This window comes from Streptococcus infantis (assembly GCF_964243025.1).
Lineage (GTDB): Bacteria > Bacillota > Bacilli > Lactobacillales > Streptococcaceae > Streptococcus > Streptococcus infantis_N.
Genome location: NZ_CAXTDJ010000002.1, coordinates 139,455 through 164,424 on the forward strand (window position 1 = coordinate 139,455; position 24,970 = coordinate 164,424).

General features: G+C 39.9%; 24 protein-coding genes and 1 riboswitch. Of the genes, 10 read left to right on the forward strand and 14 right to left on the reverse strand.

Annotation, left to right across the window (positions count from 1 at the left end):
- Window positions 1–58 precede the first annotated feature (58 nt).
- The gene (locus ACESNQ_RS02980; RefSeq protein ID WP_373074900.1) at window positions 59–1,624 is read left to right on the forward strand and encodes an ABC transporter substrate-binding protein/permease; all 1,566 of its coding nucleotides are present in this window, start codon (window positions 59–61) and stop codon (window positions 1,622–1,624) included.
- Window positions 1,624–2,364: an amino acid ABC transporter ATP-binding protein gene (locus ACESNQ_RS02985; protein WP_373074902.1), complete on the forward strand. Its 741-nt coding sequence runs from the start codon at window positions 1,624–1,626 to the stop codon at window positions 2,362–2,364. Before ACESNQ_RS02980 ends, ACESNQ_RS02985 begins: the two co-directional genes overlap by 1 nt.
- Before the next feature lie 84 nt (window positions 2,365–2,448).
- On the opposite strand, the gene ACESNQ_RS02990 is transcribed toward ACESNQ_RS02985, so the two are convergent.
- From ACESNQ_RS02990 to ACESNQ_RS03040, 11 genes are all read right to left on the reverse strand, one after another.
- Entirely contained in the window at window positions 2,449–2,664 is a 216-nt protein-coding gene (locus ACESNQ_RS02990; RefSeq protein WP_004251963.1) for a capsule biosynthesis transcriptional regulator, read from the reverse strand.
- A gap of 105 nt (window positions 2,665–2,769) precedes the next feature.
- On the reverse strand, window positions 2,770–3,666 hold the full coding sequence (locus ACESNQ_RS02995) for an SPFH domain-containing protein (RefSeq protein ID WP_178895385.1): 897 nt from the start codon (window positions 3,664–3,666) through the stop codon (window positions 2,770–2,772).
- Between the two features lie 82 nt (window positions 3,667–3,748).
- Window positions 3,749–4,999 carry a threonine ammonia-lyase IlvA gene (gene ilvA / locus ACESNQ_RS03000; protein WP_373074905.1) on the reverse strand — a complete coding sequence of 417 codons (1,251 nt, stop codon included), beginning with the start codon at window positions 4,997–4,999 and terminating at the stop codon, window positions 3,749–3,751.
- A gap of 74 nt (window positions 5,000–5,073) precedes the next feature.
- Window positions 5,074–6,096 carry a ketol-acid reductoisomerase gene (gene ilvC / locus ACESNQ_RS03005; protein ID WP_373074907.1) on the reverse strand — a complete coding sequence of 341 codons (1,023 nt, stop codon included), beginning with the start codon at window positions 6,094–6,096 and terminating at the stop codon, window positions 5,074–5,076.
- A gap of 65 nt (window positions 6,097–6,161) precedes the next feature.
- Window positions 6,162–6,638, reverse strand: a complete 477-nt coding sequence (gene ilvN, locus ACESNQ_RS03010; RefSeq protein ID WP_003010242.1) for an acetolactate synthase small subunit — start codon at window positions 6,636–6,638, stop codon at window positions 6,162–6,164.
- Window positions 6,631–8,331 carry an acetolactate synthase large subunit gene (locus tag ACESNQ_RS03015; protein ID WP_373074909.1) on the reverse strand — a complete coding sequence of 567 codons (1,701 nt, stop codon included), beginning with the start codon at window positions 8,329–8,331 and terminating at the stop codon, window positions 6,631–6,633. Before ACESNQ_RS03015 ends, ilvN begins: the two co-directional genes overlap by 8 nt.
- Before the next feature lie 204 nt (window positions 8,332–8,535).
- Window positions 8,536–9,225: a 50S ribosomal protein L1 gene (rplA, locus tag ACESNQ_RS03020; protein ID WP_045614410.1), complete on the reverse strand. Its 690-nt coding sequence runs from the start codon at window positions 9,223–9,225 to the stop codon at window positions 8,536–8,538.
- A gap of 96 nt (window positions 9,226–9,321) precedes the next feature.
- Window positions 9,322–9,747, reverse strand: coding sequence for a 50S ribosomal protein L11 (rplK, locus tag ACESNQ_RS03025; RefSeq protein WP_001085808.1), 426 nt, complete (start codon window positions 9,745–9,747; stop codon window positions 9,322–9,324).
- A gap of 238 nt (window positions 9,748–9,985) precedes the next feature.
- Window positions 9,986–10,636, reverse strand: coding sequence for a phosphatase PAP2 family protein (locus ACESNQ_RS03030; RefSeq protein WP_373074912.1), 651 nt, complete (start codon window positions 10,634–10,636; stop codon window positions 9,986–9,988).
- Window positions 10,626–11,189, reverse strand: coding sequence for an ECF transporter S component (locus ACESNQ_RS03035; protein WP_373074914.1), 564 nt, complete (start codon window positions 11,187–11,189; stop codon window positions 10,626–10,628). Before ACESNQ_RS03035 ends, ACESNQ_RS03030 begins: the two co-directional genes overlap by 11 nt.
- 150 nt (window positions 11,190–11,339) lie before the next feature.
- Window positions 11,340–11,575: riboswitch (FMN riboswitch) on the reverse strand.
- A 53-nt stretch (window positions 11,576–11,628) separates the two neighbouring features.
- Window positions 11,629–12,132 (reverse strand): tRNA (cytidine(34)-2'-O)-methyltransferase, encoded by a 504-nt coding sequence (locus ACESNQ_RS03040; protein ID WP_373074916.1) that lies wholly within the window; start codon window positions 12,130–12,132, stop codon window positions 11,629–11,631.
- A 423-nt stretch (window positions 12,133–12,555) separates the two neighbouring features.
- On the opposite strand from ACESNQ_RS03040, the gene trkA reads away from it, so the two are divergent.
- The 4 genes from trkA to ACESNQ_RS03060 all read left to right on the forward strand — a co-directional run bounded on the left by trkA (window position 12,556) and on the right by ACESNQ_RS03060 (window position 16,904).
- Window positions 12,556–13,905 (forward strand): Trk system potassium transporter TrkA, encoded by a 1,350-nt coding sequence (gene trkA, locus ACESNQ_RS03045; RefSeq protein WP_373074918.1) that lies wholly within the window; start codon window positions 12,556–12,558, stop codon window positions 13,903–13,905.
- A 3-nt stretch (window positions 13,906–13,908) separates the two neighbouring features.
- Complete coding sequence (locus ACESNQ_RS03050; RefSeq protein ID WP_373074920.1) at window positions 13,909–15,348, forward strand: TrkH family potassium uptake protein; 1,440 nt, start codon at window positions 13,909–13,911, stop codon at window positions 15,346–15,348.
- 164 nt (window positions 15,349–15,512) lie between these two features.
- Window positions 15,513–16,139, forward strand: coding sequence for a hypothetical protein (locus ACESNQ_RS03055; RefSeq protein WP_373074922.1), 627 nt, complete (start codon window positions 15,513–15,515; stop codon window positions 16,137–16,139).
- Window positions 16,140–16,199: 60 nt separating this feature from the next.
- Window positions 16,200–16,904 carry a CPBP family intramembrane glutamic endopeptidase gene (locus ACESNQ_RS03060; RefSeq protein WP_373074924.1) on the forward strand — a complete coding sequence of 235 codons (705 nt, stop codon included), beginning with the start codon at window positions 16,200–16,202 and terminating at the stop codon, window positions 16,902–16,904.
- A gap of 416 nt (window positions 16,905–17,320) precedes the next feature.
- Here the strand turns inward: ACESNQ_RS03060 and ACESNQ_RS03065 are convergent, their stop codons facing one another.
- The 3 genes from ACESNQ_RS03065 to ACESNQ_RS03075 all read right to left on the reverse strand — a co-directional run bounded on the left by ACESNQ_RS03065 (window position 17,321) and on the right by ACESNQ_RS03075 (window position 20,478).
- The gene (locus ACESNQ_RS03065) at window positions 17,321–18,865 is read right to left on the reverse strand and encodes a peptide chain release factor 3 (protein ID WP_373074926.1); all 1,545 of its coding nucleotides are present in this window, start codon (window positions 18,863–18,865) and stop codon (window positions 17,321–17,323) included.
- 211 nt (window positions 18,866–19,076) lie between these two features.
- Complete coding sequence (locus ACESNQ_RS03070) at window positions 19,077–19,769, reverse strand: YwaF family protein (protein WP_373074928.1); 693 nt, start codon at window positions 19,767–19,769, stop codon at window positions 19,077–19,079.
- Between the two features lie 34 nt (window positions 19,770–19,803).
- Window positions 19,804–20,478 (reverse strand): YwaF family protein, encoded by a 675-nt coding sequence (locus ACESNQ_RS03075; RefSeq protein WP_373074930.1) that lies wholly within the window; start codon window positions 20,476–20,478, stop codon window positions 19,804–19,806.
- Window positions 20,479–20,690: 212 nt separating this feature from the next.
- Here ACESNQ_RS03075 and gatC point away from each other — a divergent pair, with 212 nt between their 5' ends.
- The 4 genes from gatC (at window position 20,691) to ACESNQ_RS03095 (ending at window position 24,969) form a co-directional block, all read left to right on the forward strand.
- The gene (gene gatC, locus ACESNQ_RS03080; protein WP_036756926.1) at window positions 20,691–20,993 is read left to right on the forward strand and encodes an Asp-tRNA(Asn)/Glu-tRNA(Gln) amidotransferase subunit GatC; all 303 of its coding nucleotides are present in this window, start codon (window positions 20,691–20,693) and stop codon (window positions 20,991–20,993) included.
- Entirely contained in the window at window positions 20,993–22,459 is a 1,467-nt protein-coding gene (gatA, locus tag ACESNQ_RS03085) for an Asp-tRNA(Asn)/Glu-tRNA(Gln) amidotransferase subunit GatA (protein WP_373074932.1), read from the forward strand. Before gatC ends, gatA begins: the two co-directional genes overlap by 1 nt.
- Window positions 22,459–23,901, forward strand: coding sequence for an Asp-tRNA(Asn)/Glu-tRNA(Gln) amidotransferase subunit GatB (gene gatB / locus ACESNQ_RS03090; RefSeq protein WP_373074934.1), 1,443 nt, complete (start codon window positions 22,459–22,461; stop codon window positions 23,899–23,901). Before gatA ends, gatB begins: the two co-directional genes overlap by 1 nt.
- 87 nt (window positions 23,902–23,988) lie before the next feature.
- Window positions 23,989–24,969: a zinc-ribbon domain-containing transport protein gene (locus tag ACESNQ_RS03095; protein ID WP_314943539.1), complete on the forward strand. Its 981-nt coding sequence runs from the start codon at window positions 23,989–23,991 to the stop codon at window positions 24,967–24,969.
- Window position 24,970 lies beyond the last annotated feature (1 nt).

Genomic DNA, 24,970 nt, shown 5'->3' on the forward strand with positions numbered 1-24,970 from the left:
GTTCCGCTTTTTCGATACAATAGAGGGAGCCATTTTTAGACTAGAAATAGGAGAAAACATGAAAAAATTATGCTTATCTATCCTTGCTAGCTTAGCCCTTACTCTAGGACTAGTTAGCCAGGTCCAAGCCGATGAATATTTACGCATCGGAATGGAGGCAGCTTACGCACCATTTAACTGGACTCAAGATGACGACAGTAACGGCGCTGTCAAGATTGATGGAACAAACCAATATGCTAACGGTTACGATGTTCAAATTGCAAAAAAAATCGCTAAAGATCTGGGTAAAGAACCACTCATTGTAAAAACAAAATGGGAAGGACTTGTTCCAGCCCTTACTTCTGGAAAGATTGATATGATTATTGCAGGTATGAGTCCAACCGCTGAACGTAAGCAAGAAATTGCCTTCTCAAGCAGTTACTATACCAGTGAACCAGTACTTTTAGTCAAAAAAGATTCTGCCTATGCAAACGCTAAATCTCTTGAGGACTTTAGCGGAGCAAAAATCACTTCTCAACAAGGTGTTTACCTTTATGATTTGATTTCACAAATCTCAGGCGCTCAGAAGGAAACTGCCATGGGAGATTTCGCCCAAATGCGTCAAGCTCTTGAAGCTGGTGTCATTGATGCCTATGTTTCTGAACGACCAGAGGCTCTAACTGCTGAATCAGCAAATGCCAAATTTAAAATGATTCAGCCTGAACCTGGTTTTAAAACTGGAGAAGAAGATACCTCTATCGCTATTGGACTTCGTAAAGATGACGACCGTATCAGCCAAATCAATGCCAGTATTGAAACCATCTCTAAAGATGAACAAGTTGCCCTAATGGATCGTATGATTAAAGAACAACCTGTTCAAGCTACAACTACTGAAGAAAACAGCAGTAATTTCTTTAGCCAAGTTGCTAAAATTCTAAGTGAAAACTGGCAACAACTCTTGCGAGGTGCCGGAATCACACTTTTAATTTCCATTATCGGTACTATCGTTGGTCTCGTTATTGGTCTTGCTATCGGTGTTTTCCGCACTGCGCCTCAATCTGAAAATCAATTTATCTACGTCATTCAAAATATAGTTGGTTGGATTCTCAATATCTATATCGAAATTTTCCGTGGAACTCCTATGATTGTACAATCTATGGTTATCTACTATGGAACTGCCCAGGCTTTCGGAATCAACCTAGACCGTACTCTCGCTGCTATCTTTATCGTTTCTATCAATACCGGTGCCTACATGACCGAAATCGTTCGTGGTGGTATCCTAGCTGTTGACAAGGGACAATTTGAAGCAGCTACTGCTCTTGGTATGACTCATAATCAAACCATGCGTAAGATTGTTTTACCTCAGGTAGTTCGAAATATCCTACCTGCTACTGGTAATGAGTTCGTCATCAACATCAAGGATACTTCTGTATTGAATGTTATCTCTGTTGTAGAACTTTACTTCTCAGGAAATACAGTAGCAACACAGACTTACCAGTACTTCCAAACCTTTACTATTATCGCAGTTATCTACTTTGTCCTCACCTTTACAGTGACACGTATCCTTCGCTACATCGAAAAACGGATGGATATGGATACCTACACGACAGGTGCTAACCAAATGCAAACGGAGGATTTGAAATAATGAGTCAACCAATCCTTGAAATCAAACACCTCAAAAAATCCTACGGGCAAAACGAGGTCCTAAAAGACATCTCTCTCACTATTCACAAAGGAGAAGTGATTTCTATCATCGGTAGTTCCGGTAGTGGTAAATCAACCTTCCTACGTTCTATCAACCTTCTCGAAACACCAACTGAAGGTGAAATCCTTTATCACGGTGAAAACGTACTTGAAAAAGGGTATAATCTCACTCACTATCGTGAAAAACTAGGTATGGTCTTCCAATCCTTTAACCTCTTTGAAAACCTAAACGTGCTTGAAAATACAATCGTTGCCCAAACAACTGTACTCAAACGTGATCGCTCAGAAGCAGAGAAAGTCGCTAAAGAGAACCTTGAAAAAGTTGGAATGGGAGAGCGCTACTGGCAAGCTAAACCTAAACAACTTTCTGGTGGGCAAAAGCAGCGTGTTGCTATTGCTCGTGCACTTTCTATGAATCCTGATGCCATTCTCTTTGATGAGCCTACATCAGCCCTTGACCCTGAAATGGTCGGTGAAGTTCTCAAAATCATGCAAGATTTAGCTCAAGAAGGCTTGACCATGATCGTCGTAACCCACGAAATGGAATTTGCTCGCGATGTATCACACCGTGTCATCTTTATGGATAAAGGTGTCATTGCAGAAGAAGGCAAACCAGAAGATCTATTTACTAATCCCAAAGAAGAACGTACAAGAGAATTTTTACAACGCTATCTTCGATAAGAAAAAAGACTGCCATTGCAGTCTTTTTTTATATTCCAAAAAATGAAAAGGCAGATTCTTTTCGAACCTGCCTATATCCAAAGACTAATCTTCAAATTTTTCATGATTTTTATTGTAGAAATCAATTAAGCCGAGGGCTGTTTCAAAGGAAATGTTTTTAACTTTTGCACGTCCTTGAGCCAAAGCAATGATAGACATCTCACGCGCATTCGTTTCCTTAGAAATACGATACCCTGTGATCTTCTTATCACGAACCCAGCTAACAACTGCTTCTACTTTTTCAAAGTTAGACTTAGCCATGTTATTCTCCTATTTTTTTCTTTACGCAACTTCATTCTAAATGTTTTTATAGTATTTGTCAATTGAAACACATATATTAATAAAGTTATTGCGTTAAGATTATAATCATTTAGCTTTCAAAGCTGATAATATATGGGTTCGAATATCTTCAACTCCATTAGGATTTGCTGGCAAGAATATTGTATTATTTCCTTGTTTATCTGCAAAATTATTCAATGTATCCAAATACTGATTGGTTAATAGGATTGACATAATTTGTTCTTCAGTTAATTCGACATTGGCTCCTTTTAACTCTTTAATAGAATCAGCAAGTCCATCAACAATTGCTTTCCGCTGCTCTGCGATCCCCACACCATGGAGGCGATCTTTTTCTGCCTCAGCTTCTGCCGCTGTAACGATCTTAATTTTATCTGCTTCAGCCAATTCTTGAGCTGCCACTCTCTTACGTTGGGCAGCATTAATTTCGTTCATTGATTGTTTGACTTCTGCATCCGGCTCAACTTTGGTAATGAGCGTCTTAACGATAATATACCCATACGTTGACATTTCTTCCGCTACTTGTTTTTGAACTTCTAATGCAATTTCATCTTTTTTCTCAAACAATTCATCCAAAGTTAACTTAGGAACAGATGAGCGCAATGCATCTTCAATATAAGATTTGATTTGAGCTTCAGGTCTCATCAATTTATAGTAAGCGTCTGTAACGTTTAACTCATTTACACGATACTGAGTTGCGACATTCATAGTCACAAAAACGTTATCTTGGGTTTTGGTTTCAACCACGATCTCACTTTGTAAAAGGCGTAGCTGCACACGAGCTGCAATTTTGTCAATGCCAAATGGTGCCCGTAGATGAATACCACTATTACTTAACTTTTGATACTTACCAAATCGTTCGATAATTGCAACAGACTGTTGACGAACGACATAAACAGAGCTCACTAACACAGCTCCTACAATAAGCATTAGAATCACTAGAACAAGTAAAACTTGTAAAACCATGGGAATCTCCCCCTTTCTTCACTTACATTATAGCACTCGTATATAGGTTAGGCAAATGATATGATAAAAATTTTATAGGATATTAAACAAGCATATTATATAGAGTTTCATTCCCATTCAAGTTAATATAAGACGGGTCAAATTTCTCCATTCGGTGAATCAAGCCCGCATAATCATGCTTGTTAGCAAGAGCAATACCGATTAAGACTGGCCCTGTTCCCTTGCTGGCACGTTTAATATACTCAAAACGTGTGATGTCGTCATTCGGTCCTAAAATATCATTTACAAACTCGCGAAGTGCACCTGGACGTTGTGGGAAGTTTACCACAAAGTAATGCTTGATGCCATCATAAATCAAGGCACGCTCTTCCATCTCTGGCATACGGTTGATATCGTTATTTCCTCCAGAGATGATACAACAAATAGTCTTTCCTTTAATGTAATCTGACAGTACTTCCAAGGCCGCCACACTAGCAGCACCTGCAGGCTCAGCTACAATCCCCTGTTTAGAGTAAAGATCTATCAAGGTCTCAGAGATTAAACCTTCATCCACTCCGATAAGCGTTTCAACATTTTTACGGGTTGCTTCATAGGTCAATTGTCCAACCTTCTGCACAGCAATCCCGTCTGCAAACTTATCAATTTCTTTGAGTTTAACCGGACCTCCAGCCTCAAATGCTGCCTTCATGGAACGAGCTCCGTTGGCTTCTACACCCAGAACTTCAATAGCCGGATTCGTTTCCTTTATATAGGTAGAAACTCCAGCAATTAAACCTCCCCCACCAACAGGTACTAGGACAGTATCGAAAACAATGGATTCTTTTCGTGCAACTTCTAAAATCTCATAGGCAACAGTACCTTGACCTGCTTGGACATGGGTATCGTCAAAAGGATCTATAAAGGTACTATTTTCTGCTATTGTATATTCCTGCGCTGCTTTGGCTGAAGCATCAAAGGTATCTCCTACCAATTTAATGGTCACGAAGTCTCCCCCAAAGAATCGTACCTGCCCAATCTTTTGTTGAGGTGTTGTGATGGGCATAAAAATGGTTGCAGGAATTTTCATCTCATTACAGGTGTAGGCTACGCCTTGGGCATGATTCCCCGCCGATGCACAGACTACCCCACGCTCTCGCTCATCATTACTGAGTTGAGAAATAGCATAGTAGGCCCCACGGATCTTGAAAGAACGGACTCGTTGGGCATTTTCTTTTTTTAGATAAATCTTAGCACCGTATTTTTCTGATAGGTAATGATCATAGTCCAGTGGTGTCTCAGCAACCACACCATTCAAAACTTTATGGGCTTTCACCACATCTTTTGCTCTTAACATTTGATTTCTTTCTAATGAGTATTTTAAATGTGAAAGCGAGCTTGGTCCAACCAACTCGCCTTCTTGTTTACATATTAGTTATAGATTTTAAAGGCATCATCGTCATTTTTGCCGACAAATGGCATTGCTTTACGTAATTCAACACCAACTTTTTCAATCTCAAGGTCAGCTGCTTGTTCACGGTAAGCAGTTAATTTTGGACGACCAGCTTTATAGTCGTTTACGAAGTCATTTGCAAACTTACCATTTTGGATATCGGCAAGAACAGCCTTCATATTTTCTTTCACTTGGTCAGTGATTACACGTGGACCTGAAACATAGTCCCCATACTCGGCAGTGTTAGAAATTGATTGACGCATTTTCTTGAATCCACCTTCGTAGATCAAGTCAACGATTAGTTTCATTTCGTGAAGGACTTCAAAGTAAGCCAATTCTGGTGCATAACCAGCTTCAGTCAAGACTTCAAATCCTGCTTCCATCAAGGCAGTTAACCCACCACAAAGAACTGCTTGTTCACCAAACAAATCTTCTTCAGTTTCTTCTTTAAAGCTTGTTTCAAGAAGACCAACGCGTGCTGAACCAACACCTTTAGCCCAGTCCATGGCGATATCTTTAGCATTTCCTGTTGCGTCTTGATAAACTGCATAAAGCGCTGGAACACCAAACCCTTCTTCAAAGGTACGACGTACCAAGTGACCTGGTCCTTTAGGTGCGCACATGAAGACGTCAACACTTTCTGGAGCTTTGATAAATTCAAAGTGAATGTTAAATCCATGTGCGAAACCAAGTGCATTACCAGCTTCCAAGTTTGGAGCTACTTCTTCTGCATAAAGGTCTGCTTGGATTTCATCTGGAGCCAAAATCATGATAACATCTGCCAATTTAGTAGCTTCAGCTACTGTGTAAGTATCAAATCCATCTTCTTTTGCTTTGTCAAAAGACTTACCTGGACGCACACCGATAATCACATCATGTCCTGTATCACGCAAATTTTGAGCGTGAGCATGTCCTTGTGAACCATATCCAATAACGGCAATTTTTTTGCCATCAAGCACTGCTACTTTAACATCTTTTTCGTATTCCATTTGTACTGCCATAGTTTTTCTCTCTTTTCTATTATTTATTGCCTGATAGGCTAGATTAACAAATTTAGGTTGGATTTTTAATCGCGGGTAAATCCAGTTGCACCCGTACGAGCGATATTCTTGATACCGTATGGTCGAATAACCCGAATCAAAGCTTCACTCTTTTCCGCATTCCCAGTCATCTGAACGGTAATGGAGCTCGGAGCTACATCAACAACAGTTGCACGGAAAGGTTGGATAATAGCTAAAATTTCTGCTCGCTTCTCCGCAGGAGCTGAAACCTTTACCAAAATAACTTCGCGCTCTAAGTGCGGTTTATCTGTGATATCACGGACACGAATAACGTCGACCTGACGGTTGAGTTGTTTGATGATTTGCTCCACTTCATCGTGAGATGCAACATCAATGATAATGGTAATCCGTGACACATTAGGATTTTCCGTTGCACCCACAGAAATACTTTCGATATTAACTTGACGTCTCGACAAGACTCCTGTAAAGCGATTGAGAACACCTGAACGGTTTTGAAGTTTGGCTGTTAACATTCTACGCATTAAACTTCACCCCCAACATCTCATGATTACTCTTACCAGCTGGTACCATCGGTAAGACATGCTCTTTACGAGAAATATCTACTTCGATAAACATTGGTACATCTTCCAAGATGACTTCCAAATCCTTTTCTAAGGTTTCAGGATTATCAAATTTATAATTCTTAATTCCATAGGCTTGAGCCATCAACTGGAAGTCAGGAAGGCTATCAAAGACTGACTCTGATGTTCGACCATCGTAGAAGGCTTCTTGCCATTGACGAACCATCCCAAGTGAATGGTTATTAAGCATGATAACCTTGATTGGAATCTTGTAGATATTCAAGATTGCCAATTCCTGATTGGTCATTTGGAAACCACCATCACCGACAAAGAGCACGACCTCCTTATCTGGATTAGCAATTTTTGCTCCAATGGCTGCAGGAACTCCGAATCCCATGGTTCCTAGTCCACCTGAAGTTACGAGTTGACGCTCGTTTTGGTATGGATAGTATTGAGCTGTCCACATTTGGTGTTGGCCGACGTCAGTTACGACAATAGCATCACCCTTAGTCAATTCACCAATACGTTCAATAACTGCTTGTGGTTGGACGACACGTTCCTTCTTATCATAAGAACGAACACGATTCTTATCTTTGGTAACTTTTTCAATCCATTTTTCAGTATTGTTGCGGACGATTGGCTCCGCTAGCAACTGCTGCAATGCTTTTTTCGCATCTCCAACAACTGGGATATCAACAGCGATAATCTTACCAATTTCTGCTGGATCGATATCGATATGCGCTACTTTGGCATTCTTCGCAAATGTCTTAGGATTTCCAGTTAAACGGTCATCAAAACGGCAACCGATAGAAATCATAAAATCAGCCTCAGTCATTGCGATATTGGCTGCGAATGAACCATGCATTCCACCCATTCCCAAAAATAGTGGATGACTTGTTGCAATTGTCCCCTGTCCCAAAAGACTGGTAACAACAGGAATTTGATAACGCTCTGCAAATTCATTTAACTCCTCGGCAGCTCCAGCATAACTAATACCACCACCAGCTAGTAAAACAGGTTTTTTAGCCTTAGAGAGTTGTTTCAAGATTTTCTTGATTTGCATCTCATTAGGCTCAAGAGTTGGTTGATAACTTGGTAAATCTATTTCTGATGAATAGACGAAGTCCGTTTCAAGAGCCGAAACATCTTTTGGTAAGTCAATAACAACTGGGCCTGGACGACCCGTAGTCGCAATGTGCACAGCCTCTGTAATTACACGTGGAATATCCGCTGTTTCTCGAACCTGGTAGTTGTACTTGGTAATCGGCATGGTAATTCCGACAATATCTGCCTCTTGGAAAGCATCCTTACCGATTCCCGCTCTTGCCACTTGTCCTGTGAAAACCAAAAGGGGAACACTGTCGCTCATAGCATCTGCAATACCCGTAATGGCATTTGTAGCTCCCGGTCCACTTGTGACGACTGCAACACCAAGTTTTCCTGTTGACTTAGCATAACCTTCAGCTTCATGAAGACATCCTTGTTCATGGCGACCTAAAATATGACGAATGCCTTTAAAATTATAAATAGCATCATATAAAGGCAATACCGCCCCGCCTGGATAACCAAAAATTGTATCAACGCCTAAGTCACGAAGTGTTTCTAAAACTAAATCCGATCCTGTCTTAGGAGTTTCTAAAGTGATTTTCTCCATTCTTCCCCTTTCTCTTCTCTTAAAATGACTTGTTTCTATGATACCATTTTTTCAAAAATTTTCAAGACAAAAGAAACAATTTTCTGAATTTTCTATATAGACGATTTTTAATATCAAATTAAATTAGTAAAATTTTATATTATGACGACAAAAAAGGTTGAGGTAAATCTACCTTCAACCTTTTTGTTTTAAATTTTATACTTATTAAAGTGAGTTAACGTCAACCTTGATACCAACACCTTGAGTAGTTGTGATTGTCAAGCTTGTTACGTAAGTTCCTTTAGCAGTAGCTGGTTTAGCTTTTTGGATTGTTTCGTTGAATGCTTTGAAGTTTTCAACCAACTTGTCAGCTTCAAATGAAACTTTACCGATGATAGCTTGTACGATACCTGCACGGTCAGCACGGTAAGTGATTTTACCACCTTTAGACTCTTCAACTGCTTTAGCAACATCCATTGTTACAGTACCAGTTTTAGGGTTTGGCATCAAGTTACGTGGTCCAAGGACACGTCCAAGACGTCCAACAAGAGCCATCATGTCAGGTGTAGCGATAACTACGTCGAAGTCCAACCAACCGTCGTTGATTTTAGCAACAAGGTCGTCTTCACCAACGAAGTCTGCACCAGCAGCTTTAGCTTCTTCAGCTTTTGCACCACGTGCAAATACAAGAACGCGAGATGTTTTACCAGTACCGTTTGGCAATACCATCGCTCCACGGATTTGTTGGTCAGCTTTTTTCACGTCGATGTTCAAGTTGTAAGCAACTTCTACAGTTGCGTCAAATTTTGCAAAGTTAGTTTCTTTTGCAAGAGCTACAGCTTCTTCTACGCTGTATGCTTTTGTGCTGTCGATTTTCTCAAGAGCAGCACGAAGTTGTTTGCTTTTTTTAGCCATTTTCTATTCTCCTTGTAAGTGGTTCAATCGATTTTCATCTCCCACGTCACTTCTCGAAATGATGAAGTCTTGCGGGTTATATAGGGAAGTTATTGATTAGTCAACAACAGTGAATCCCATAGAACGAGCAGTACCTTCGATCATACGCATTGCAGACTCAATGTTTGCAGCGTTCAAATCTGGCATCTTAGTTTCTGCAATTTCTTGTACTTGTGCACGAGTAACTGTAGCAACTTTAGTTTTGTTAGGTGTACCTGATCCTTTTTCAACACCTGCAGCTTTTTTCAAAAGAACAGCAGCTGGTGGTGTTTTAGTAACGAAAGTAAATGATTTATCTTCGTATACTGAGATAACAACTGGAATGATCATACCAGCTTGATCAGCTGTACGAGCGTTGAACTCTTTTGTGAATCCCATGATGTTGATACCAGCTTGACCAAGAGCAGGTCCAACCGGTGGAGCTGGTGTAGCTTTACCAGCAGGGATTTGCAATTTTACAAGTTTTTCGACTTTTTTAGCCATTTTTAAATCCTCCTTTGTGGTTTTGGCGGTAATTTAGAGATTTTTACCTCCCACAAGTATGTTTTACACATACCCTACTATTATACACTAATCTATCTAAATTTCAAGTAGTAAAACCATTTTTTGGTGATTTTTTTCAATTAAATAATAATCTAGAATCTATTTAATTTTAAAGTATTTACTATCAGAAGTAGCATTTTTCGTCAAAAAAAGCACTCTACTTGAGTGCCTTCTATCATCACTTCTGCTTTCCTTTAAAACGCCATTGAAAACGGAGTTTGTCATAAAATGGAAATTCGATAAATAGAACCCCTAGGCCTACACAAAGACTAGCAAGAACATCTGACGGATAATGAACCCCTAGATAGACTCTGGATACTAGTACACTCAATAGGTAGAATTCTAGTAAGATTTGTACGATTCTTTTCCAAAGTTGATCTTTAATCCTTTGGCTGAAAATCACAATCAAAGTTCCAACCATAATCGTTACTGCCAGAGAATGTCCGCTTGGAAACGAAAAACCTTTTTCTTCTACCAAGTGTAGAATTTCTGGCCGTGGTCTTTGGTAGATATTCTTAAAAGTTACGATTAAGATTCCAGCTAAAGTCAGATTCCCCAACATGAGATAGCTTTCCAGCTTCCATTGCTTACGATAAAAAATAAAAGCTACAATGAGAACCCAAGTGATGATGACTGGGATATCAATCAAATGCGTAATTGTTCTAAAAAGTATCGTTAAGAAGTCTGGTAGGTCACCTCGAATAGCAGTCTGGATTGGTTGATCAAAGCCAATCAGCATATCAGGATAAAACTTGACAATATAACCTAAAATTACAAAAAGCAAAAGGGCAAAAGAGCCCTTTGTTAAATATGTTTGTTTATCTTTCATATCGTTTTAAAGTTGGTTTCAAGAGGACAAATAGTAACCAGAATGAGATGGCAAAGATGACTCCTTCAATCAAATTAAATGGTAAGACCATTGCCAACAAGTAATTACTAAGTCCTAGAATATTCTCTATATCGAAGTTAGCAAATTTTGCGTACAAAGGAACAGCATAAACGTAGTTTAGAACCAGCATAGCTAAAGTAAGACCAATCGTTCCAGCTAATGAAGCTAGCCCAAAACGAATAGCTGTCCGTTCTTTTGTCCAAATCAAACCAAAAGCAAGAACAAAGACTCCCAAGGCGACGATATTCATCGGCAAACCAATGTAGGTACTAACTCCTTGATTGTTCAAAAGGATTTTCAACAGAGACCGAAGGAATAGTACTCCTAAAGCCGCTGGTAAATCCAAGACTACCAAACCTACAAGAACTGGTAAGATACTGAACTCAATCCTTAAAAAGGATGCCGCTGGTAGAAGCGGAAAGTCAAAGTACATCAACACAAATGAAAGTGCTGATAAAATTGCAATGGTCGAAAGTCGACGTGTGTTTGTCATAACAGGTTCCTCCAATTTTCTATAAAATCAGAAGAAGTTGGAAAGTTTCTCTCTATCTACCCTCTTACCCTATCTCAAAAAACAACCTAATCCTGTTAAACAGGAGGTTCTAATTTACTATAAAATGAAGCAGAATAGACAAAGCCATCCTTTCGTCTTCTCCCATCCAGACTATACTGTCGGTTGTGGAATCTCACCACATCAGCTTGCGCTCGCGGACTTCTTTTAGAGTATGGAAATGGAGATTTTTTCTTTTAGACGAGGCGACAAGCTGTAGGCATAACTTCTAGTTAGGCAAAGCTTGGCAACAAAGTATAAAAGGAAAAGAACATTTCCTAGTAAAAGTCACCGCCGGTCGGGAATTACACCCAGCCCTGAAGACCCCTTAATGATAACAAAAAAAGCTTGCAATCGCAAGCATTTTATCTCTCATCAGTGTTTATTTCAACTTATCTGTTTCGTAGGTGTGAACCAGTTCAAGTCCTGCAAAGTTTTGTTGACGTAGGGCCTCATAGACAATCATACAGACTGTATTGGAAACATTCAAGCTACGAACATGTTCATCATTCATAGGAATTCTGAGAGCTTTTTCAGGATGTTCACGCATAAATTCCTCAGGCAAACCCTTATCTTCGCGACCAAAGAGAAAATAATGATTCCCTTCTGTTGTGAAATCTGCATCTGAATAAACCTTTTCTGCAAACTTGGAAATCAAGTAGAGTTGACCATCCATTTTTTTCATAAATTCATCTAAACTATCATAAAAATAGATCTCAAGTTTGTCCCAATAGTCTAGCCCAGCTCGCTTCATTTTACGGTCGTCAATAGGAAAGCCCATAGGCTTGATAATATGAAGGGGCGCATTCGTCGCTGCACAGGTACGTGCAATATTTCCCGTATTTTGTGGAATTTGTGGTTCAAACAATACAATATGATTGGCCATGCCTTGCTTCCTCTCACTAGTGCAAAAAAATAGCCACACTGCCCGGAGTCAAGCTCAGCAAACAGCGTGGTTAAGGCGTCGTTAACTTACCTCACAACAGGTTTGAAGTAAATCAGCGAAACTACTTTTTTAGTATAACACTTTCAGCCTGATTGTCAATAGAAATGACTTGATTTTTTCATTTTTTTACAAACATATTTACAAAAGTTGAAATTTCAACTTTCAGCAAGCAATATCATAGAATTTACATAGATTGAGAATTTTCGGAACAAGTTTTTTCATAAACATATGATGTTTAAAGCAAAATATTTATTCGAATTCCCCTAATCCCTTTATTAAAGAAGGAAACAGTCGGTTGTTGAGTGCATTTTTTTCTAAAAAAAGGTATGATAGAGACATATTGAAAAAGTAGGTTAACTAACTATGAAGATTATTCTTGTCGGAGGGGGAAAAGTCGGTTCTGCTCTCTGTCGTTCACTGGTTGCTGACAACCATGATGTTGTCTTAATTGAACAGAACGAAACTGTTCTAAAATACTTGACTAGCCGTTTTGATATTATGGGAATCGCAGGTAACGGAGCTGACTTTGCTATGTTAGAAGCAGCCAATGTTCAAGATTGTGATATTTTCATTGCCATGACTCAATACGACGAGGTCAACATGGTTTCGGCTGTTTTGGCCAAAAAAATGGGAGCAAAGGAAACCATTGTTCGTGTACGCAATCCTGAATATTCCAACCCTTACTTTAAAGAAAAAAATATTCTTGGATTTTCACTGATTGTCAACCCAGAACTCCTAGCAGCTCGTGCTATCGCTAATATTATAGACTTCCCTAATGCTCTTTCTGTTGAGCGTTTTGCAGGCGGATTAGTCAGCTTAATGGAATTCAAGGTACGAAATGACAGTAATATTTGTCAGATGTCTATTGCTGATTTCCGTAAAAAGTTTGGCAATGTAATCGTCTGTGCCATCGAACGCGATCACAAACTCATGATTCCTAGCGGAGATATGATTTTAGAGGATAAAGACCGTATCTTCGTGACAGGAAGCCGTGTCGATATGATGCTCTTCCACAACTATATTAAGTCCAGAGTTGTTAAGAGTCTGCTCATTATTGGTGCTGGAAAAATTGCTTACTATCTTTTAGGTATTCTAAAAGACAGTCGTATCGATATAAAAGTTATTGAGGTCAATCCTGAAAGAGCCGCCTTTTTCAGCGAAAAATTCCCTAAACTCTATATAGTCCAAGGCGATGGAACAACTAAGGACACCCTCTTAGAAGAAAGTGCACAAAACTACGATGCCGTTGCAACTCTTACAGGTGTTGATGAAGAGAATATTATTACCTCTATGTTCTTGGATAACATAGGTGTTCAGAAAAATATTACCAAAGTAAACCGCACTAGCTTATTAGAAATTATCCACGCAACAGATTTCTCAAGTATCATCACCCCTAAAACAATCGCTGTTGATACCATCATGCACTTTATCCATGGTCGTGTAAATGCGCAATATTCTGATCTTCAAGCTATGCACCATCTAGCAAATGGACAGGTAGAAACTCTTCAATTCCTTATCAAGGAAGCCAATAAAATGACTGGCAAGCCTTTATCTCAATTGAAGCTCAAAAAGGATATCTTGATTGCTGCTATTATCCGCAATGGAAAAACGATTTTCCCAACAGGAGAAGATACCCTCCAGGTCGGTGATAAGCTAGTGGTTATCACTTTGCTTTCAAATATCACCAAGATTTACGATTTGTTAGAGAGGTAAGCTATGAATAGAAGTATGGTACGCTTTCTTCTTGCAAAGCTACTCTTGATTGAAGCTGGGCTACTTTTAGTTCCGGTTGGTATTGCTCTGTACTATCGAGAATCTAGTCAAGTTTTTACAGCTCTTTTCTCTACCATCGGGATTCTTGTTGTCCTAGGTCTTCTCGGAATCATCAAAAAGCCTAAAAAACAACGTATCTATGCTAAAGAAGGAGTCTTAATTGTTGCCCTATGTTGGATCCTCTGGTCTTTCTTTGGCTCCCTTCCCTTTGTCTTTTCAGGTCAAATCCCCAATTTTATCGATGCCTTCTTCGAAACTAGTTCCGGCTTCACTACTACGGGAGCAACTATCTTAAATGACGTTTCTGTCTTAAGCCGTTCTCTTCTATTTTGGCGGAGCTTTACCCACCTCATTGGAGGAATGGGGGTACTAGTTTTTGCCCTAGCTATTATGGACAATGCTAAAAATAGCCACTTAGAGGTTATGAAGGCTGAGGTTCCTGGACCAGTATTTGGTAAGGTGGTATCTAAGCTAAAAAATACAGCACAAATCCTCTACATCCTATATCTGGCAATGTTCGCCCTCTTTGTAGTGATTTATTATCTTGCCGGTATGCCACTCTACGATAGTTTTGTCATCGCTATGGGAACTGCTGGGACTGGTGGTTTCACTGTTTACAATGATGGAATCGCCCACTATAATAGTTCTCTCATTACCTATCTGACGAGTGTTGGGGTCTTGATGTTTGGTGTCAACTTCAACCTCTACTACTATCTCATGCTTCGTCGAGTCAAGGAATTCTTTTTCGATGAGGAGCTTCGTGCTTATCTCTTGATTGTCGTCGTTTCTACCGGCTTAATTACTCTCAATACACTCCACCTTTATAGTGGCGTTTCACAAAGTTTTGAGATGGCCTTCTTCCAAGTCTCTAACATCATCACTACAACTGGTTTTGGTTACGGCAACATTACAAATTGGCCTTTGTTTTCACAATATATTTTACTGATGCTGATGGCCATTGGTGGTTCTGCTGGATCTACTGCTGGTGGTCTCAAAGTGATGCGTGGAGTTATTCTAGCTAAAATTGCTAAAAATCAATTTTTGTCTACCATATCCCCTCACCGTGTTTTAACTCTCCATGTTAATCAAACGGTAGTCGACAAGGACACCCAACACAAGATTCTCAAGTACTTTGTAGTTTACGTCATGATTCTACTCAGCTTAATTTTCATTATCAGTTTAGATGCTGACAATTTAATGATTGTTACGAGTGCCGTTTTCAGTTGCTTTAACAATATCGGCCCAATTCTCGGAACAACTGCAAGTTTCTCCATTTTTAGTCCATTTTCAAAACTCCTCCTATCCTTTGCAATGATTGCAGGACGTCTTGAAATTTATCCAATCATCCTACTCTTTATGAAGCGAACCTGGTCTAAGCGTTAGCAATGTTATTATCAAAAAGCACATCCTTCAAAAAATGAGGGATGTTTTTTTCTGTTGATAAGATTTTTAAAAGACAGTTGAGAGTCAAAAAATAACACTTGGGAAAAAGATGATTTTTCATGAATCATTTTAGTTATAATTTTTAAAAAACGTGGGGGGTTTATATGGAAAAAATGAACAAATCAATCCAACTTCTTTTATTGATTTCCTTGGTCTACTTAGGCTGCTGTAGTTGCTTAGTTTGGCCTGGTATTTCTTTAACACTCAAACAATCCTGCTTTTACTTTTTACTTCTCTTACTGTTTTTAGCAGGTATCTGTACATTTATCCACTATCTTTCAGGACATGATTATGTGAATAGTCAGCTACACAATCGTAGTCGATCCTTCTTTTTATTGTATAGCAGCATGGTTATCATTAACCTTGCTGGAGTATGTTTTATTTTGTTTGAAAGCATAAGCACTGACACTCTACTACAAAAAGAAATCGTTGACTTGTTACTCATCTCTTTCTTTTTCCTTTTCGGACTTGATATTGCTACCTTTCTGCCGTTAAACAAATGGAGAAAATTACCAACTCATAAAAAGACAGGCAGGCTAACAACCCTTATCTTTCTTAGTTTATTTTTTCTGCACAATCCTTTAACCATACTTTCTGTCAGTTTTTATATCCTTTTGGGAGTCAGCTTTCTAAACTTTTTATTTCCTAAAACCTTAAGACAAGATTTATCATTTTATAGTCATTTAATTCGAAACATCTTACTTGTTTTATCTACGCTTATGTTCTGGTAATTAATAGAATTCCTATCTAAAGTATGCTATAATGAAATAAATTTTTTAGGAGATATACGAATGAATTTTTTTAAAGATTATCGTAAACGATTGATTTGGCTAGGAATCTTTCTTGTGGCAATGGCCCTATCGCAAGTTCCTATCGTGACTTTAATGCTACTTCAAAAAACGCAACTTGGATCTATCTGGTCATCTCTAATAGTGGGGCTTGTCTCTACCGCTATTGTTACACTCTTTTTATATGGTGCTCACAAAAGCAAATTATTAAACCTAAAATCGAAACTCTTTACTATTAATGACGCCCCTCGAATCGCTCTTAGTTATGTAGCCATTGTCACAGGAAATCTGATTGGTGCGATTTGGTTGCAACTTCTGAAGCAAACAACTACTTCGAATCAAGAGGCTATTAATAGCATTATGTCGGAAAGTTCTCTAATTTCCAGCATTTTCGTGGTTGCAATCGTGGCACCTATTTGTGAGGAAATTATCTGTCGAGGTATTATTCCTAAAAAGCTCTTCGAAGGATACGAAAAAATTGGATATGTTTTCGGTTGGCTTCTTTTCACTATAGCGCATATTCCAAATAATCTCCCTTCCTTCTTAATCTATGGCTGGATGTCTGCTGTACTAACTTGGACTGCTTATCGCACCAAACGCCTTGAGATGTCTATCTTACTGCATCTAGTGAATAATGGAGTCAGCATTCTATTGCTTATCCTCCTTACATTTCTTATCAAGGTTGTTGGTATAGATGCTTTTCAATAAATAGAAGTTCCACTACTAAAAAAAGACTAGGAATTCAATAGTTTCCTAGTCTTTTTGTTTATTCTTTGAGTGATTCCAAACTAAGTTAATGAGGCAGGTAGCTAGACTACTTTCTAACTATTACGACGAAAAAGTCCACGAATCAATACCATTCGTGGATTTTGCCTAGTGAAGCGTTTAAGTAAACTGCCATAGCAGTTACCGTTTATTAGATTACGACACGGAGTTGGCAAATCGATTTCATTTGCCAAACGTAGTTAGTGAGACAGTCAGCTAGACCACTCCTAAATGTTACGACACGAAGAGGCGAAAACGATTATTTTTCGCCGATGAGTTAGTAAGGCAGTTAGCTAGTTCGCCGAATAGCGACTAGCGTCCAACAATTAGGAACTCTAGTTCCAATTGTTGGTGCTGAGTTACATCTTTTCTTCCAACTCCACATCTGGATATTTGTCCGCAAACCAGCGGAGGGCAAAGTCATTTTCGAAGAGGAAGACAGGTTGGTCAAAGCGGTCTTTTGCCAAGATGTTTCGACTTGAAGACATACGTTCATCCAAGTCTTCTGGCTTGATCCAACGGACTGTCTTTTTACCCATTGGAGTCATGACAACTTCAGCGTTGTACTCCCCTTCCATACGGTGCTTAAACACTTCGAACTGGAGTTGTCCAACGGCACCTAGCATGTACTCACCTGTTTGGTAATTCTTATAAAGCTGGACAGCTCCTTCTTGTACCAACTGTTCCATTCCCTTGTGGAAGGATTTTTGTTTCATGACGTTCTTAGGCGAAACCTTCATGAAAATTTCTGGTGTAAAGGTTGGCAGTGGTTCAAACTCAAACTTGTTTTTCCCAACAGTTAGCGTATCTCCAACCTGGTAGGTACCTGTATCATAAACCCCGATGATGTCTCCTGCTACGGCATTGGTGACATTCTCACGACTTTCCGCCATAAACTGAGTGACATTAGATAGCTTAGCCCCCTTACCAGTGCGAGGGAGATTAACACTCATCCCACGTTCAAATTCACCAGATACAATCCGCACAAAGGCGATCCGGTCGCGGTGACGAGGGTCCATGTTGGCTTGGATCTTAAAGACAAAGCCTGAGAAATCCTTGTCATAAGGATCGACAATCTCTCCATCTGTCTTCTTGTGACCATGTGGCTCTGGAGCAAACTGGAGGAAGGTTTCAAGGAAAGTCTGTACACCAAAGTTCGTCAAAGCTGAACCAAAGAATACTGGTGTCAATTCTCCAGCCAGAATAGCTTCCTCTGAAAACTCATTCCCAGCTTCATTTAACAGTTCGATATCATCTTTTACTTGTTCATAGAATGGGTTGCTAGCAAAAAGCTTGTCTCCATCTTCTAGGCTAGCAAAACGCTCATCCCCTTTATAGAGTTCCAAGCGTTGGTTATAGAGATCATAGAGCCCCTCAAAGGCTTTCCCCATCCCGATCGGCCAGTTCATCGGGTAGCTAGCAATGCCTAGAACTTCTTCCAATTCTTGCAAGAGGTCCAATGGCTCACGTCCATCACGGTCCAGCTTGTTCATAAAGGTAAAGACCGGAATACCGCGGTGTTTGACAACCTCAAACAATTTCTTGGTTTGGGCCTCGATACCCTTAGCAGAGTCGACTACCATGACCGCAGCATCCACAGCCATCAAGGTACGATAGGTATCCTCTGAGAAGTCCTCGTGTCCTGGAGTGTCTAGGATGTTTACCCGTTTCCCATCGTAGTCAAACTGCATGACAGATGAGGTTACCGAAATCCCACGTTGTTTCTCGATATCCATCCAGTCTGACTTAGCAAAGTTTCCTGTTTTCTTCCCTTTTACAGTACCTGCCTCACGAATCTCTCCCCCAAAATAGAGCAATTGCTCAGTGATGGTTGTTTTCCCCGCGTCCGGGTGAGAGATAATGGCAAAGGTACGGCGTTTCTTAATTTCTTCTTGAATAGTCATATTTCTCTTTCTTTCTACTTTTTTAATTATTTCGATTGATAATTGCTCTTGGTTACATTGGACTCTAAGATTCCTTTCAACACTCCATTATATCTGATTTTAGAGAGTTTTTCAATCGCTTATAAAAGAAAAGCAGACCAAGATAGTTGACCTGCTTTTTATATTCTTTTATTGATTATTTATATTGATTACTCTTAATATCGATATCGCTTCACAAATGAATTGTTTCTAGAGAAATTTTCTTTTCCCAGCGTTTCTTAAACAAGATATCAAAGAGTACTAGGGCTGAAGATAGAATGATTGAAACCAGCAGATACTTTATCCAAATAGGAGCATACGGAATAAACGGCGTCGTATTCAAAAGCCCGTAATTCCCACCCGTTACTTGATTGACCCCAACCAAGAATAGATTGAGAATAAACGTGTAGGCGATAATCTGATATTTTTTAAGTAAGGTTTTATCGTAATGATTCATCAGATAAACCAGAGAATTGACCAAGAGGGCATAATGGCCAATCAGGAAAGAAAAGCTGGTAATATGCGGGAAATCATAGGGGTCAAAAACAGGATAGCCTAAAGCAAATACTGCGCCGCTGGCTCCCATAAGGGCAAAATACTGCTTAGTTTTCCATTTGTCAGGTAAGAAAACAACCGCGAACATGGCCAAACGGCAATGGTAAAGAGGCAGGCTGTTCGAAAATGGAATGCTAAAACCTATATACCAAGTATAAAGAGCTAGCAATTGCGCTATTTGAATCCACTTAAACAATCGAACAAATTTGGGGTTTTTGTAGTAAGTAAGAGAAGCATAAATAGACAAGGCAAGAAGGCCTATCATGACACCGTACCAAAAAATCGGAATAGGCGGTGGCGTCGTTTGGGTTCTTGTAATAAAATGATGCATAAAGTCTCCTTAAGGTAACGAATTCAGTTGTATATTAACTATTCTTATGTTTATATTTAACGAGTTGATTGATAAGGATGAGAATACCTGTCATCAAACTGGTCACTATCAAATAGTTAAGCAAACTACCATGATCCCCAATCACAGGTGGCTTGCTCATAAAGCCATAATTTCCTCCTGTCAAGAGGTTGGCAAGAAAGATAATGGCATTAACTCCAAGAGTCATCTGGCATATTTTCCAAGTATCTCCTTCTTCAACTTTATAATATCTAACAAGATAAATCAAGCAGTTAGCCAAGAGGGCCCAATGTCCGAAAACATTGTTCACAGACGAAACATGAGGGAAAGGAAAAGGATAAAAGACTGGGTAAACCAAGGCCATGATAGAACCAAAAACTCCCACTAAGGCAAAATATTGCTTGAAAAAGGTCTTATTAGGGGCAAAAAGAATTATCCACATAGCCATGCGACTATGGTAAAAAGGGAGAGCCTCAGATAGGGGCAGACGTGCAACAATATACCAAGCGTTGATAATGAGCAACTGAATCAATTGTCCCCAATACCAAAAGTTTCTGTAACCTTTAGATGATGCGAAACGAATCGATAAAACAGCTATAATTACCAAAGAAGTAGGTAATAAAAAGTACCAGGCTCCCAAATGAGGAGGAACTGTCTTTTTACTGGTAAAAAGCAACTCCCAAAGCGTCATATGTCATCCTTAACGTGTTCTAGTTGAGTCAATGCTACATCCTTTTTAGCAACTTGAAACGACTGTTATTCTTTCTTCTAATTTCAACCATTATATCGAAATAAAAGGTATTTTTCAATTTCTATTTCTTTTTAGCTTGGCTTGCCTTATTTATAGGAAAATATGGTAAAATAGAACAGATAAAGAATCATCATTTCACGAAAGGATATCCGATGAAAATTACGCAAGAAGAGGTAACTCACGTTGCCAATCTTTCAAAATTAAAATTCTCAGAAGAAGAAACTGCAGAGTTTGCGACAACACTCTCAAAAATTGTTGATATGGTTGAATTGCTCAGTGAAGTCGACACTACTGGTGTTGCACCTACTACAACGATGGCTGACCGTAAAACTGTTCTCCGACCTGATGTGGCTGAAAAAGGAACAGACCGTGACCGCTTGTTTAAAAATGTACCTGAAAAAGATAACTACTATATCAAGGTGCCAGCTATCCTAGATGATGGAGGAGATGCCTAATGACTTTTAACAATAAAACGATTGAAGAGTTGCACAATCTCCTTGTCTCTAAGGAAATTTCTGCAACAGAACTAACACAAGCAACTCTTGAAGATATCAAATCTCGTGAGACAGCTATCAATGCTTTCGTCACTATCGCTGAGGACCAAGCTCTTGCTCAGGCTAAAGCTATTGATGAAACTGGTATTGATGCTGACAATGTCCTTTCAGGAATTCCGCTCGCAGTTAAGGATAACATTTCTACAGATGGTCTCTTAACAACAGCAGCTTCAAAAATGCTCTATAACTACGAACCTATCTTTGATGCCACAGCTGTTGCTAATGCAAAATCTAAGGGCATGATTGTTGTCGGAAAAACCAACATGGACGAATTTGCCATGGGTGGTTCTGGCGAAACATCATACTATGGACCAACTAAAAATGCTTGGGACCACAGCAAGGTTCCCGGTGGTTCATCAAGTGGTTCTGCTGCAGCTGTAGCTTCTGGACAAGTCCGTTTATCACTTGGTTCTGATACTGGTGGTTCTATCCGCCAACCTGCTGCCTTTAACGGGATTGTTGGTCTCAAGCCAACCTACGGAACAGTTTCACGTTTCGGTCTCATTGCCTTTGGTAGCTCATTAGACCAAATTGGACCTTTTGCACCAACTGTTAAGGAAAATGCCCTCTTGCTAAATGCGATTGCCAGCGAAGATGCTAAAGACTCTACTTCTGCCCCTGTTCGCATTGCTGACTTTACTTCAAAAATCGGTCAAGACATCAAGGGCATGAAAATTGCTTTGCCTAAGGAATATCTTGGTGAAGGGATTGACCCAGAAGTTAAGGAGACCATCCTCAAAGCCGCTAAACACTTTGAAAAACTTGGTGCTATCGTTGAAGAAGTGAGCCTTCCCCACTCTAAATACGGGGTTGCAGTTTACTACATCATCGCTTCATCAGAAGCTTCATCAAACTTGCAACGCTTTGATGGTATTCGTTACGGCTACCGTGCAGAAGATGCGACTAACCTTGATGAAATCTATGTAAACAGCCGCAGTCAAGGTTTCGGTGAAGAGGTGAAACGTCGTATCATGCTAGGTACTTTCAGCCTTTCATCAGGTTACTACGATGCCTACTACAAGAAGGCTGGACAAGTTCGCACCCTTATCATCCAAGATTTCGAAAAAGTCTTTGCGGATTATGACTTGATTTTGGGACCAACTGCTCCTAGCGTTGCCTACGACTTGGATTCACTCAACCATGATCCAGTTGCTATGTACTTAGCTGACCTTTTGACCATCCCTGTCAATTTGGCTGGTCTTCCTGGGATTTCGCTTCCTGCTGGATTTGTTCAAGGTCTACCTGTCGGTCTGCAATTGATTGGTCCTAAGTATTCAGAAGAAACTATCTACCAAGCTGCTGCTGCCTTTGAAGCAACAACAGACTACCACAAACAACAACCCGTGATTTTTGGAGGTGATAACTAATGAACTTTGAAACAGTCATTGGACTTGAAGTCCACGTAGAGCTCAACACCAATTCAAAAATCTTCTCACCTACTTCTGCCCACTTCGGAAATGACCAAAACGCCAACACTAACGTGATTGACTGGTCTTTCCCAGGTGTACTACCAGTTCTCAATAAAGGTGTTGTCGATGCTGGTATCAAGGCTGCACTCGCTCTTAACATGGACATCCACAAGAAGATGCACTTTGACCGCAAGAACTACTTCTACCCTGATAATCCTAAAGCCTACCAAATTTCTCAGTTTGATGAACCAATCGGTTACAATGGATGGATTGAAGTGGAGCTAGAAGACGGTACGACTAAGAAAATCGGTATCGAACGTGCTCACTTGGAAGAAGACGCCGGTAAAAACACCCATGGTACAGATGGTTACTCTTATGTTGACCTCAACCGTCAAGGGGTGCCTTTGATTGAGATTGTATCTGAAGCAGACATGCGTTCACCAGAAGAAGCTTATGCTTATCTAACAGCCCTCAAGGAAGTGATCCAATACGCTGGCATTTCTGACGTTAAGATGGAGGAAGGTTCGATGCGTGTGGATGCTAACATCTCCCTTCGTCCTTATGGTCAAGAGAAATTCGGTACCAAGACAGAGTTGAAAAACCTTAACTCCTTCTCAAACGTTCGTAAGGGTCTTGAATACGAAGTCCAACGTCAGGCTGAAATCCTTCGCTCAGGTGGTCAGATCCGCCAAGAAACTCGCCGTTATGACGAAGCTAATAAAGCTACTATTCTCATGCGTGTCAAGGAAGGGGCTGCAGACTACCGCTACTTCCCAGAGCCAGACCTACCACTCTTTGAAATCTCTGATGAGTGGATTGAAGAAATGCGCACTGAATTGCCAGAGTTTCCAAAAGAGCGCCGTGCACGCTATGTCTCTCAACTCGGATTATCAGACTACGATGCTAGCCAGTTGACTGCCAACAAAGTCACTTCTGACTTCTTTGAGAAAGCAGTTTCCCTTGGTGGTGATGCTAAACAAGTTTCTAACTGGCTCCAAGGTGAAGTCGCTCAATTCTTGAACGCCGAAGGTAAGACACTGGAACAAATCGAATTGACACCAGAAAACTTGGTTGAAATGATTGCCATCATCGAAGACGGCACTATCTCATCTAAGATTGCTAAAAAAGTCTTTGTTCACTTAGCTAAAAATGGTGGTGGCGCTCGTGAATACGTGGAAAAAGCCGGTTTGGTTCAAATCTCAGATCCAGATGTCTTGATTCCTATCATTCATCAAGTCTTTGCGGATAATGAAGCAGCTGTTGCCGACTTCAAGTCAGGAAAACGTAACGCTGATAAAGCCTTCACCGGCTTCCTCATGAAGGCAACCAAAGGCCAAGCCAACCCACAAGTAGCCCTCAAGTTACTTGCCCAAGAATTGGCGAAGTTGAAAAACGATTAATCAATAAATCTAAATATAACTGTCACAAGCTGATATAAAATTCTAGCTTGCTGCCTTGCACTCTGTACTCACATAGTTAGGAGACATATGAAAAAGTTATATACTCTTATCGCTACTTGCTTGCTTCTTCTCTTTGTGACACCCCTGCAATCAATTGATGCAGGTGTTGGACATTCTCGAAGTGGTAGCTCTAGCCGTAGCAGTTCACGAAGTAGTAGTTCACGAAGTAGTAGTTCTAGTCGTTCAAGTGGTAGCTCTTCTTCTAGAAGCAGCTATCGTTCTGGCGGTAGTTACTCAAGTTCAGGTGGATCTTTAGGTACCGGGATGACTATTCTTATCATGTTTGGTGTCGGGGCTTTCCTACTCTTCATGCTCATCAAGTACCTTAACGATCAGAACACTCCATCTGAAACACCGTATAGAAGACATACTACTAGCTACGAACCAGAGCCAATTAGCCATCGTAGAGTTGAAAATAATAACCAAGCTATCGACCGACTCAGATACTACGATCCAAACTTTGATGCGGATGCCTTCACTACATGGGTTAGAGAAGTCTACATCCAGTTACAATCAGCTTGGACTAAAAAAGATTGGAATTTGGTGCGTTCACTTGAAAGTGCTAGCCTCTATACTCAACACAGTGCTCAACTGGAAGAACATATTCAGGCACAAACAACAAATGTCTTGGAACGAGTTTATGTTGATAATGTACGAATCAAAGATTTCAAGAGTAATCCAGATGGAAATGATACTTTAGTGGTTATCCTTTCATCTACTTTGAGAGACTATGTCATTGATGACAAGACTCGTAAGGTTATTGAGGGAGACCCTCAACAAGATCTATTTACAGTTTATCAAATGAACTTCATCCGCAAACATGGTAGCCAAACTGAAAACAATGTTCAAGATGAGGCTGTTAGCGACCACTGTCCAAACTGTGGTGCTCCACTTAAAATCTCAGCTATTAGCCAATGTGAATACTGCGGCGCTGAGCTCACACGTAGTCCAAATCAATGGGTTCTTGACACCTATGAAGTTGTGGATGAAGACGAACTTTATAATTAGG